9 protein-coding genes are annotated in these 11,456 nt (G+C 66.5%); 2 read left to right on the top strand and 7 right to left on the bottom strand.

The features are described 5' to 3' along the window. Nucleotides 1-25: 25 nt before the first annotated feature. Nucleotides 26-493, top strand: a complete 468-nt coding sequence (locus AB7F10_RS10420; protein ID WP_428560490.1) for a MarR family winged helix-turn-helix transcriptional regulator — start codon at nt 26-28, stop codon at nt 491-493. 101 nt (nt 494-594) lie between these two features. On the opposite strand, the gene AB7F10_RS10415 is transcribed toward AB7F10_RS10420, so the two are convergent. From AB7F10_RS10415 to AB7F10_RS10385, 7 genes are all read right to left on the bottom strand, one after another. Then, nucleotides 595-2,865, bottom strand: a complete 2,271-nt coding sequence (locus AB7F10_RS10415; protein ID WP_428560488.1) for a xanthine dehydrogenase family protein molybdopterin-binding subunit — start codon at nt 2,863-2,865, stop codon at nt 595-597. A gap of 10 nt (nt 2,866-2,875) precedes the next feature. Continuing rightward, on the bottom strand, nt 2,876-3,355 hold the full coding sequence (locus AB7F10_RS10410; protein WP_428560486.1) for a (2Fe-2S)-binding protein: 480 nt from the start codon (nt 3,353-3,355) through the stop codon (nt 2,876-2,878). Beyond that, nucleotides 3,352-5,703: a xanthine dehydrogenase family protein molybdopterin-binding subunit gene (locus tag AB7F10_RS10405; RefSeq protein WP_428560483.1), complete on the bottom strand. Its 2,352-nt coding sequence runs from the start codon at nt 5,701-5,703 to the stop codon at nt 3,352-3,354. The genes AB7F10_RS10410 and AB7F10_RS10405 overlap by 4 nt, the downstream gene beginning before the upstream one ends. 11 nt (nt 5,704-5,714) lie before the next feature. Continuing rightward, nucleotides 5,715-6,572, bottom strand: a complete 858-nt coding sequence (locus tag AB7F10_RS10400; RefSeq protein ID WP_428560481.1) for an FAD binding domain-containing protein — start codon at nt 6,570-6,572, stop codon at nt 5,715-5,717. Between the two features lie 144 nt (nt 6,573-6,716). Then, complete coding sequence (gene paaG, locus AB7F10_RS10395) at nt 6,717-7,514, bottom strand: 2-(1,2-epoxy-1,2-dihydrophenyl)acetyl-CoA isomerase PaaG (protein ID WP_428560479.1); 798 nt, start codon at nt 7,512-7,514, stop codon at nt 6,717-6,719. Nucleotides 7,515-7,522: 8 nt separating this feature from the next. Beyond that, on the bottom strand, nt 7,523-8,302 hold the full coding sequence (locus AB7F10_RS10390; RefSeq protein ID WP_428560477.1) for an SDR family NAD(P)-dependent oxidoreductase: 780 nt from the start codon (nt 8,300-8,302) through the stop codon (nt 7,523-7,525). Continuing rightward, nucleotides 8,299-9,945: a phytoene desaturase family protein gene (locus AB7F10_RS10385; protein ID WP_428560475.1), complete on the bottom strand. Its 1,647-nt coding sequence runs from the start codon at nt 9,943-9,945 to the stop codon at nt 8,299-8,301. The genes AB7F10_RS10390 and AB7F10_RS10385 overlap by 4 nt, the downstream gene beginning before the upstream one ends. Before the next feature lie 223 nt (nt 9,946-10,168). Between AB7F10_RS10385 and AB7F10_RS10380 the strand changes: the two genes are divergently transcribed. Beyond that, nucleotides 10,169-11,347 (top strand): ABC transporter substrate-binding protein, encoded by a 1,179-nt coding sequence (locus AB7F10_RS10380; RefSeq protein WP_428560473.1) that lies wholly within the window; start codon nt 10,169-10,171, stop codon nt 11,345-11,347. The last annotated feature ends 109 nt before the right edge of the window (nt 11,348-11,456 follow it).

Here is an 11,456-nt window from a genome sequence, read left to right as displayed (position 1 = left end):
TGCCGAATCGTCGAGAATCTTTTTCATGCCGAGCGGTGACAAAGCGAAGCTTGCGGCGGTGTCGCCGGACGCGGCCAATGAAGGCCGCTATGTACTCGACGCCCAGATCGGCTTTCTGCTGCGTGTCACCATGCAGCGGCACACCTCGATCTTCATGTCGCAGATGGTCGAAGGGCTGACGCAGACGCAATTCGCCGCGCTTGCGAAGCTCTACGAGGTCGGGCCGTGCTCGCAGAATCATCTCGGCCGGCTGATCTATCTCGACGCTGCCACCATCAAGGGCGTGGTCGACCGGCTCAGCCTGCGCGGCTTCGTCACCGCGGCGAACGATCCGAACGACCGCCGCCGCCGCGCCGTCGAACTCACCAAGCGCGGCCAGCAGGTGACGGAACAGGCGATGCAGGTCGCCGCCAGGATCACCGCCGATACGCTCGCGCCGCTCACCGCTGACGAGCGCCGGCAGGTGCTCGCGCTGCTCGACAGACTGAGTTAGAGCGTTTTCAAGCGAAGTGGGTACCGGGCTTCGCCGGCCATAGCCGGCTTCGTCCGGCGGCGGCCGGTTCGCGTGAAGAAAACGCGGCGACAATAAAGCCCCTAACTCCGCTCGATCAGCGCCTTCAACCGCTGGGGCGTCACGGGGATTTCCGTGACCGCACCGGGCCGCTGAAGGGCGTCGTCGATCGCCGACGCAATCGCCGCGCCGACCGGCGTGATGCCGCCTTCGCCGGCGCCTTTCAGGCCGAGCGCGTTGAGCGGGCTCGGTGCGTCCTCGGTGACGATGACGCTGACGCCGGGCATTTCGTGCGCGGTCGGCATCAGGTAGTCCGCGAAGGTGACGGAGAGCGGCTCGCCGCTCTCGTCGTAGACGAATTCCTCATAGAGCGCACCGCCGAGGCCCTGCGCGACGCCGCCGAGAATCTGCCCTTCGACCATCTTCGGATTCACCGCGCGGCCGACATCGTAGGCGACATGGTAGCGCTCAATGGCGAGGCCGCCGGTGTCTGCGTCGAGCTTTACCTGCACGACATGCGCGCCATAGGGGTAGACCATGTGGCTCGACTTGAACTCCGCTTCGGATTGCAGGTTGCCGGCGCGGCTGGCCGACAAAGCGGCAAGCGTCATCGACGGGCCTGACGTGCCGATACGCACGATCTCGCCGTTCACGATGTCGAGTGCGTCCGGCGTCGTCTGCATCAGCTCGGCGGCGGCGGCGAGCGCGGTGTCGCGCAACGCCACGGCGGCCATCCTGGTCGCCTCGCCGCACATCACGGTCACTCTTGAGGCAAATGCGCCCATGCCCTTGTCGATGCGGTCGGTCTGGCCGTGGGTGACGGTGATGCCGCGATAGTCGACGCCGAGCGTTTCGGCGCAGATCTGCGCCATTGCGGTCTCGACGCCCTGGCCGATCGAGGCGACGCCGGTGATGACCTCGACTTGACCGGAGGGCGCAACCTCGATGCACACCTTGTCGAACGGCCCGAGGCCGCTTTTCTCGACGAACATGCCGAAGCCGCAGCCCACAAGCTCGCCGGCCGCGCGCCGCCGCGCACAGTCCTTCTGCATGGCGTCCCAGTGGCTCGCCGCCAGCAGCTTGTCGATCAGCGTGGCGTAGTCGCCGGAATCGTAGACCACGTCGGTGCCGAGCGTGCTGACGCCGCGGTCGAACGGCATCGCGCTCTTGTCGATCAGGTTGCGGCGGCGCAGCGCGATACGGTCAAGCTTGAGCCGCGCGGCAATCACGTCCATCAGCCGCTCGCGCACGAAGGTCGTCTCGTAGCGGCCGGGCGAGCGGTAGGTGCCGCACGGCGTCTTGTTGGTGAGGCGGATATGCCCCGTCGCACGATAGGCCGGCACGCGATAGGGGCCGGGCAGCATGGCGGCGGCGAGGTCCGGCACGGTCGCGGCGTGGGTGCGCATGTAAGCGCCGTTGTCGTGAAAGAACGTGTCGTCGATGCCGAGGATATGCCCGTCCGCGGCGACGGCGGCGCGGATTTTGTGGCGCTGCTGGCGCGAATGATTGGCGGCGATCAGGTGCTCGCGGCGGTCCTCGATCCATTTCACCGCGCTTTTGAATGTCAGCGCGGCAGCACAGACCAGCACGTCCTCCGGATACATCTCGCCGCGAATGCCGAAGCCGCCGCCGACATGGCCCTCGTAAAGCTGCACGGAGTCGATGGGCCGCCCGAGCATCTTGGCGAGCCGGTCGCGGTTCCAGTGCGGCACCTTGGCGGCGCCGTGCATTTCCAGCACGTCGCGCGCGGCGTCGTAGCGGGCGATGGCGCCGCGCGTCTCCATCGGCACGCCGGAATGGCGGCCGGTCGCAAGGTCGAGTTCGACGACAGTATGCGCTTTGGCGAACGCCACCTCGACGTCGCCGGACTGCTTGACGAGAATGGTCGCCTCGGTGTCGTGGCCGTCGTCGAACGGCCCCGGTTTTTCCGCTGCGTCGAGGACGACCGGCAACGCCTCGATGTCGAGGTCCACCGCGTCGGCGGCGTCCTCCGCGAGATAGGCGTCGCGCGCGAACACGGCGGCGACCGGCTCGCCGACATAGCGCACCATGTCCTGCGCCAGTGCGTATTGCCGGTAGGGATCGAGTTCGGAGAGGCCGGTGAGGCGGAAGCCGATCGGCGGAATATGCGCGACGTCCGCGAAGGTCCATACGGCAACCACGCCATCCATCGCCAGAGCGGTGGTGGCGTCGATGCCGCGTAGCCGCCCGTGCGCGACGGGCGAACGCACCACCCGCATGTGCAACTGGTCGGGGAAGTTCACGTCGGCGGCAAAGCGCCCCGCGCCGGTGACCAGCGGCCGGTCCTCCAGCCGGAGCACCGATTGGCCGATATATTTGTTGCTTCCCGCCATCGCGGCGGCCTCAGGCCTTGCGCATGTCGGCGGCTGCGGCCCGCACCGCCTTGATGATGTTCTGATAGCCGGTGCAGCGGCACAGGTTCGACGACAGCACGTCGAGCAACTCGTCGTCGCTGATGTCGGGCTCGCGCTCCAGCACGCCGACCGCCAGCATCAAAAAGCCCGGCGTGCAGAAGCCGCATTGCAGCGCGTGGTTGTCCATGAAGGCTTGCTGCATCGGATGCAGCGTGTCGCCCTTGGCCAGTCCCTCGACGGTGCGGATTGTCTTGCCGGCGGCCTGCGCGGCGAACATCAGGCAGGAGCGCACCGGCGCGCCATCGACGATGACGGTGCAGGCGCCGCAGATGCCGTGCTCGCAGCCGATATGGGTGCCGGTCAGCCCGCAATTGTCACGGATCGCGTCGGCCAGCGTGCGCCGCGGCTCGACGCTGATCGCGTGGTCGCGGCCGTTCACGGTGAGCGTGATGTTAACCCTGTCGTTCATGCTGCGTGTCCCGCGTTGCGCAGCGCCGCGCGGATGCGCTGCGGCGTCGCCGGCATTTCGTCGATCTGGACGCGAAACGGCGCCAGCGCGTCGTTGATGGCGTTCACCACCGCCGCCGGCGCGCCGATGGTGCCGCCTTCGCCGATGCCTTTCGCCTTGGTGATCGAGGCATCGGTGTGGGTTTCGATGTGATGCAGCTCGATCGGCGGAATCTCGTGCGCGGTCGGCGGCAGGTAGTCCGCCAAGGTGGTCGAGAGAATGTTGCCGGTGTCATCGTAGACGATTTCTTCCAGCAGCGCGTTGCCGATGCCCTGCGCGATGCCGCCCTGCACCTGGCCGTCCGCGATCATCGGATTGATGATGCGGCCGGCGTCCTCCGCGACGAGGAACTTCTCCATCGTTACCTTCCCGGTCTCGATATCGACCTCGACCGTTGCGACATGGCAGGCGTTGGAGAACGTGCCACCGGGATCGTAGGTGCCGGTCTCGTTGAGGCCCGGCTCCGTCTCGCCCTTGAAACGATGTGTCTGCATGTAGCTTTCGCGTGCCAGCGCCGCGACGGTGATGGCGCGGTCGGTGCCGGCGACCTTGGCCGCGCCGTCTTCCAGCACGATGTCGGCGGCGTCGGCCTCCAGCATGTGGCTCGCGAGCCGGATCAGCTTGGCGCGCACCTTGCGCGCGGCGATCAGCGTCGCGCCGCCGCAGATGACGAGCGAGCGGCTGGCGAAAGTCCCCCAGCCATAGGGGGCGCGGTCGGTGTCGCCATGCACCACCTTGATGCGCTGCGGCTCGATGCCGATCTCGTCGGCAATGATCTGGGCGAGCGTGGTGCGCAGGCCCTGGCCGTGCGGCGAGGCGCCGATCCGCGCCTCGACGAAGCCGGACGGGTCGACCGAGAGATGCACCGTTTCCCAGCCGGGCGTGATCGCCATGCCGCGCGCTGCAAAAGCGGGGCTGCCGTAGCCGGTGCGCTCCGAGAAGGTCGAGAAGCCGATGCCGAGATAGCGGCCTTCATCGCGCGCTTTCTTCTGCCGCGCGCGGAAAGCGGGCAGGTCGACCGCCTCGACCGCCATCGCCAGTGTCTTCTTGTAGGTGCCCTCGTCGTACACGAGGCCGGTCGCGGAGGTGTAGGGGAACGTATCGATCAGGTTGCGGCGGCGGATTTCGACCGGGTCGAGGCCGAAGGCGGCGGCCGCCTTGTCCATCAGCCGTTCCAGCGTGAAGGTGATGATCGGCCGCGACACGCCGCGATAGGGCGCCATCGGACAGGTGTTGGTGGCGACGCCGCGCGCGCGGCAGGCATAATGGCGTACGTCGTAAGGCCCCGGCATTTCCGCCATCGCCATCAGCGGCTCGACGCCGCAGGTGGTCGGAAAGCACGAATAAGCGCCGATATTCGACAGCACGTCGGCCTTGAGCGCAATCAGTTTCGCATTGGCGTCGAATGCGCCTTCGACGGTTACATACTGGTCGCGGCTGTGAAAGCCGCCGATCAGGTTTTCGCGGCGGTCCTCGGTCCATGAGAACGAGCTGCGATATTTGCGCGCCAGCCAGACGAGGATGACGTATTCCGGCGTCAGTGACATTTTCTGGCCGAAGCCGCCGCCGACGTCGGGTGCGATCACGCGCAGGTCGGACTCCGGCATGTCGAGAATGTCGGCGATCGCCGTGCGCATCAGATGCGGCATCTGCGTCGCGCAGGTGAAGGTGACGCGCCCCGTGGCGGCGTCATAGGCGGCGTGGCCGGCGCGGCCTTCCATCGGCGTCGCGTTCTGCCGGTAGGAACGAATATCGGCGGTGATGTGTTTTGTTGCGCCCGCCCAAGCCGCGTCGAACTCCGGTGTCTTGACCACGCCCTCGACAACGACGTTGTCCGGCGCGACCGCGTGCAGCGCCGGGGCTCCCGCTGCGACGGCATCGCGGCTGTCGACCAGCGGTGCGGTTTCCGCGATGTCGGCCTGCGTCTCTTCGACGAGATCCTCGGCCTGTTCGGCGGTCGGCGCGATCAGCGCCGCGATCACTTCGCCGGTGAAGCGCACGGCGTCCGTCGGCAGGATCGGCTGCGCCACCGCCTTGTAGTTGAACTTGCTCAGCATCGGCAGGATCGGCTTCAGGTTGCCGAGGTCGGCCGCGGTGACGAGCCACGCGCCATTCGGCGCGGTGATCTTGCCGAGCCGCCCGGCGGCGACCGGGCTGCGCAGGAAGCGCACGTAATGTTCGGCTTTCAGGTCCGCGGTGAAACGGCCGTTGCCGGTGACGAGCGCGGGGTCTTCCAGCCGCCGGATCGCGCGGCCGACCCAGTTCATGCCGCTGCCTTTGGTGGTCTGACCGGGGGCGGGCGCGCTCATCGTCGTGGGCCTTACGCGCTCGCCTGTTCGAGCGCGCGGCGGATCACGGCCCGGGTGAGATCGCGCCGGTATTCCGCCGTGGTCTGGTTGTCCTCCAGCGGATCGACCGCCTTGGCCGCGGCCTCCGCCGCCGCGCGGAACACCTTGTCGCCCGGAGCCTGGCCTTCGAGCAGCGTTTCGGCTTCCGCGATGCGGCGCGGGCGGTCCTCGACGCCGCCGAGACCGATGCGCACGTCCGTCATCTTGCCGCCGTCGAGCCGGTAGACCGCGAGCGAGGCGGCGAGCGCGAAGTCGCCGGCGCGGCGGTTGAACTCGTTGAAGCCGGACTTGGTGCCTTGGGCCAAGTCGGGCAGCCGCGCTTCGGCCAGCAGTTCGTCCTCGGCGAGCGCCGTCGACATGATGCCGCCGAAGAAGTCGCTCGCGGCGATCACGCGCTCGCCGCGCACACTCTTCGCGACCAGCTCGGCGTCGAGCGTCGCGGCGGTCAGGCACCATTCGGAGGCGGGGTCGGCGTGCGCAAGGCTGCCGCAGAACGTGCCGCGCATGCGGATCGGATAATGCGCGATGTTGCGCACGACATTCGCCAGCAGCGCGCCGAGCGGTCCCGGCATCACCGGCTTGTGGAACGCAGCGTGACGGACGCGCGCGCCGATGACGAGCTTGCCGTTCTCGATCTTGAGCTTGTCGAGTCCCGCGACCTCGTTGATGTCGACGAGATGCGCCGGCCGCGCCATGCGGAACGCCATGATCGGCACGAGGCTCTGCCCGCCGGCGAGCACGCGGCCGTCCTGCGGCGCGACCTCGCTCAGAATCTTCAGGGCTTCATCGACGGTATGCGGAACGTGGCGGGTGAAAGGCGCGGGCTTCATGGCGGGGAACCCTGTTGGCGCGGTCCGATTATTTGCACACAAACGATAAACCGGACGCGGGCGAAGTCAATTTGGAAAAATGCGCAAACTCGTCCGCCTCGCGCAAGCGTCGCCGCGCTGTGGCATCGCGGTCAGGACGGCAAGTTACGAAGGTTTGCGGCCGGTGAACACCGGTTTGCGCTTCTCGAAGAAGGCGCGCACGCCCTCGGCATAGTCGGGCGCGCGGCTTGCCTCGCGTTGCAGGTCGCGTTCGAGATCGAGTTGCGCGGCGAGGCCGTTGGTCTGCCCGGCGTCGAGCGCCTGCTTGACGAGGCCGAGGCCGTAGGTCGGCGCCCTGGCGAAATGCACGCAGAGCTTTTCGGCTTCCGCCATCAGCGCGGCGTCCTCGACCGCCTTCCAGATCAGCCCCCAGCTTTCGGCCTTTTCGGCCGGCAGCGGCTCGGCCAGCAGCGCGAGGCCGCGGGCGCGCGCCATGCCGACGAGGCGCGGCAGGATCCAGGTGCCGCCGGAATCGGGGATCAGGCCAATGCGGGCGAAGGACTGGGTGAAACTCGCGGACTTCGCCGCCAGCACGATGTCGCAGGCGAGCGCCACATTGCAGCCGGCGCCAGCCGCCGCACCGTTCACCGCCGCGACGACCGGGAAACGCAGGCCGCGCAGCCGCAACACCAGCGGGTTGTAATAGGTGTCGAGCGCCGCGCCGGCGAGCACGGTCTCGCCGGGCTTGGCGAGACGGTCGGCGAGATCCTGTCCGCTGCAGAAGGCGCGGCCCGCCCCGGTCAGCAGCAGCGCGCGGCAATCCTCGTCGCGTTCCGCCTCGTCGAGCGCGTCGCGCAGCGCCGTGTGCATCGCGTCGTTGAAGGCGTTGAGCTTGTCGGGCCGGTTCAGCGTGATGACGCGGTAGCCGTCGCGCTTGTCGGTGAGAACGGGTGCGTCGCTCATGGTGGCGCTCACGATCCCGTCACGCCGCCGTCGAGATTGATGCTCTGTCCGGTCAGGAATTCGGAGGCATCGGAGGCGAGAAACAGCATGGTGCCGACGAGGTCGGTCGGCGCCTCGGCGCGCTGGATGCACTGCATCGCGATGATCTTTTCCTTCTGCGCCGGCGTCACCGTCTTGCGCTCGATCTCGGTGAAGGTCGCGCCGGGCAGGATGGCGTTGACGGTGATTCCGTCAGCGCCCAGCTCGCGCGACATCGACAGGCTCATGCCGATCAGCGCCGACTTCGTCGCAATATAATGAAGGTAGTTCGGCCGGCCGAGCCGCACCGCGCCGGACGCCATGTTGATGATGCGGCCGCGCTTCTGCTTGCGCATCGCCGGCAGCACCGCGCGGGCGCACAGGAACGGGCCGGTGAGGTTGACGCGCAGCACGCGCTCCCATTCCTCGACCGGAATCTGGTCGAACGGGCGCATCTCCAGCGTCGAGAAAATGCCGGCATTGTTGATGAGCACGTCGATGCGGCCGAACTTGCCCGTCACGGTGTCGATCAGCGCCGCGATGGATTGCTCGTTCGACACGTCGCACGTCACCGCCAGCGCCTTGCCGCCTTCCGCCGCGATTTCGCCGGCGACGGCCTTGGCCTTGGCTTCGTTCATTTCCGCGATCACCGGGATCGCGCCGGAGGCGGCGAGTGCCTTCGCAAAGGCGCGGCCGATGCCTTGCCCCGCGCCGGTGACGATAGCGACGCGGCCGGTGATGTCGAACAGGTCTTTGGTTCCGGCGGTCATACGGCGCCTCGTTCAAGAGCGGGAAGTCTTTCGAGCGCAGCGCGGGCGTCCTGCGGTGTCCACCACGGCTTGAGGCCGAGGTCGCGGGCGATGACGCCGGCGCTGATGTAACCCGCGCCGCCGGAGATCGCGCCGCCGGGATGGCCGGCCGACCCCGCGCTGTAGAGATTGGCGACCGGCGAGCGGTAGCCGAAATGGTTGTACATCACCTGCTCGGCGTTGAAGGCGCCCATGAAGATGTCGCCGCCGCGCATGTTGATCATCTCTTCGACGTATTCGCGGCCGGTGTAGATGTAGCGGCCGAGAATGTTCTTTGACGTCATGTTCGGGCAATAACGCGCGAAGCATTCGACGATCCTGTCGGCGAACTCCTCCTTGAAGTTCTCGTAGCTCTGCCCGTTGAGTTCGGGGTTGAGCGGCATCACATGCCAGCAATAGGTCGTGTGCTTGCCGGGCGGCGCCTGCGTCGGATCGAGCAGGCTCAACGGGCCGGAACCGAACTGCACGAGCTTCGGCACGCGGCCTGCCTGCACGTCCTGATGCGCGGCGAACAGGTCTTCCATCGTCTCGGCGCCGATCGACCACTTCATCGCGCGGTTGACGTTGGGATCGAAGGTTTCGGCGGCGAAACGCGGGCTTTCGTTCAGCGCGAGATGCAGGCCGAATAGCGACCACGCGGTGTACTGGAAGCCGTCGAGCTTTTTCAGGAAGGCGGCCGGCAATTGCTCGCGGCCGACCAGCGTCTCGAACGTCTGGTGCACGTCGAGCGTCGAGGCGACGAACTGCTTTGCGCGCACCGTGCGGCCGTCGGCGAGTTCGATGCCGGTGGCGCGGCCGTTCTCGATGACGATGCGCTCGATATCGACCTGCGGCTGGTAGCGGCCGCCGGCGGCGATGAAGGTTTCCATCAGGCCGCGCGCGAGGTTGAACGAGCCGCCCTGGCAGAGCTGGTAGCCGCTTTCGAGATCGAAGGCGCGGATCACCGATCCCATCGGCGAGGTCTTCGACATGGTATCCACCAGCCATGTCCCGAACAGCGACACCTTGAACAGGAACAGCAGCCGCACATGTTCATTTTCGAACAGTTCGCGCACGACATCGAGCGGCTGGCGGTTCGCCATGTCGAGGAACTCGCGGCCGAGCGCTGTCTTGGAGATCAGCGCCTCGCGCTCGGCCTGCGGCAGCGGCTCGGCGTAGCGTTCGGGCAGGAAGATTTCCGCGGTGATTTTCTCCGCCTTGCGGTTCCATGCGCGGAACGTCTCGGCGTCCTTCTTCGAAAAACGGGCGATATTGGCGACCGATTCCTCGAGATCGCGGCCGAGGACCAGCGCCGTGCCGTCGTTGTGGGCCTGGCCGAATTCGTAGCGCGGCGTGATGTAGGTGACCCGCTCGTCGAGGCCGAGATCCTTGAACCACGGCGTTTCGCTGATGTGGAAATGATTGATCGAATGCAGGTTATGGTAAAAACCGGGCAGGGTGACTTCGCGGGTACACAAGCCGCCGCCATAGGTCAGCCGCCGCTCGACCAGAAGGATGTCGAGGCCGGCGCGGGCGAGATAGCTGCCGAGGATCAATCCGTGGTGGCCGGCGCCGATGATAATGCCGTCATAGGTCCGTTCGAGCGCTTTTGGCGTGTCCGGCATTATCGAAAGCTCCGCGTCATTCCCATTTCCATTGCGGCGCTACACTGACGACCGCGGGCCGATCAGGTCAATGCCCGGGCATTGCCGCGGACGAAATATAGTTCCGCCTCGCCTTGCCGCGACAACATCTCCACCAACAGGACTGTAGACCTGCATACGCGCATCCAGCTAAGTTATGGGCCAGTACAAACTGGCCCGATGAGGCCACTGGGAGGGAACTATCATGCGTAAGACTTTTCTGATCGCGGGCGCGGCGATCGCGCTCGCCGCCACGCCGGCGATGGCGCAGAACAAGTCGATCAAGATCGGCTACGTCAGCACGTTCAGCGGCCCGACCGCGGTGATCGGCAACGACATGCGCAACGCTTTCGAGCTGGCGCTCGACCACATGGGCCGCAAGATGGGCGGCCTGCCGGTCGAGGTGATCTATGAAGACGACGGCCAGAAGCCCGAGGTCGGCAAGCAGAAGACGCAGAAGCTGATCGAGTCCGACAAGGTCGATTTCGTCGCTGGCTATATCTGGTCGAACGTGCTGCTCGCTTCCGCGAAGCCCGTCATCGACGCCAAGACCTTCCTGATCGTCGCCAATGCCGGCGCGGAGCAGCTCGCCGGTGAGCAGTGCTCGCCCTACGTGTTCTCGACCTCGTGGACCAACGATCAGAATCCGCGCGCCGTCGCCGAGTACATGAACAAGAAGGGCATCAAGACGGTCTACATGATCGGCCCGAACTACGCCGCCGGTAAGCAGAACCTCGGCGGCATGAAGGAAGCGTTCAAGGGCAAGGTGGTCGGCGAGGATTACACGACCTGGCCGTCGCAGCTCGACTTCTCGGCGGAACTCGCCAAGGCGAAGGCGGCGAAGCCGGACGCGATCTACACCTTCTATCCGGGCGCCGCCGGCGTGCAGTTCCTCAACCAGTACGCCCAAGCCGGTCTGAAGGGCACGATCCCGCTCTACACTACCTTCACCGTCGACTCGCTGTCGCTGCCGCGTCAGAAGGACGCCGCCGTCGGCGTGATCGGCGCGCTGCAGTGGGGCGCCGACCTGAAGAACGACGCCAACAAGAAGTTCGTCACCGACTTCGAAGCGAAGTTCAAGACCGAGCCGTCGTTCTACGCCGCGCAGTCCTATGACGCCGCCAACCTGATCGCCTCGGCGGTCGCCGCCACCAAGGGCAAGCTGTCCGACAAGGCGGCGGTGCAGAAGGCGCTCGAAAAGGCCGACTTCAAGTCGGTTCGCGGCGGCTTCAAGTTCGACACCGACCACTATCCGATCCAGAACTTCTACATGCAGGAAGTGGTCAAGAACGGCGACAAGTACACGCTGAAGACGGTTGCGACCGCGATCGAGAACAGCCGTAACGTCCACGTCAGCAAGTGCAAGATGACCGCTGCGAAATGATGTAGTCCCGCCGATCCTGCGGGTCTGTCAGGGGCTCGCGCGCAAGCGCGAGCCTCTTGACCATTTGACGGGCGCGGCGGCGCTGCCGAACCGGTTGTCCCGAAACGGG

The organism is Pseudolabrys sp., from assembly GCF_050250095.1.
Lineage (GTDB): Bacteria > Pseudomonadota > Alphaproteobacteria > Rhizobiales > Xanthobacteraceae > Pseudolabrys.
Note: the sequence above shows the minus strand (reverse complement) of the source record. Positions and strands in the feature narration are given on the sequence as shown.

Excerpts from the sequence above, each read along its gene's own strand:
- AB7F10_RS10390 (WP_428560477.1), bottom strand. The coding sequence starts at position 8,302 with ATGACCGCCGGAACCAAAGACCTGTTCGACATCACCGGCCGCGTCGCT.
- AB7F10_RS10420 (WP_428560490.1), top strand. The coding sequence starts at position 26 with ATGCCGAGCGGTGACAAAGCGAAGCTTGCGGCGGTGTCGCCGGACGCG.
- AB7F10_RS10405 (WP_428560483.1), bottom strand. The coding sequence starts at position 5,703 with ATGAGCGCGCCCGCCCCCGGTCAGACCACCAAAGGCAGCGGCATGAAC.
- AB7F10_RS10410 (WP_428560486.1), bottom strand. The coding sequence starts at position 3,355 with ATGAACGACAGGGTTAACATCACGCTCACCGTGAACGGCCGCGACCAC.
- AB7F10_RS10400 (WP_428560481.1), bottom strand. The coding sequence starts at position 6,572 with ATGAAGCCCGCGCCTTTCACCCGCCACGTTCCGCATACCGTCGATGAA.
- AB7F10_RS10385 (WP_428560475.1), bottom strand. The coding sequence starts at position 9,945 with ATGCCGGACACGCCAAAAGCGCTCGAACGGACCTATGACGGCATTATC.
- AB7F10_RS10380 (WP_428560473.1), top strand. The coding sequence starts at position 10,169 with ATGCGTAAGACTTTTCTGATCGCGGGCGCGGCGATCGCGCTCGCCGCC.
- AB7F10_RS10415 (WP_428560488.1), bottom strand. The coding sequence starts at position 2,865 with ATGGCGGGAAGCAACAAATATATCGGCCAATCGGTGCTCCGGCTGGAG.
- paaG (WP_428560479.1), bottom strand. The coding sequence starts at position 7,514 with ATGAGCGACGCACCCGTTCTCACCGACAAGCGCGACGGCTACCGCGTC.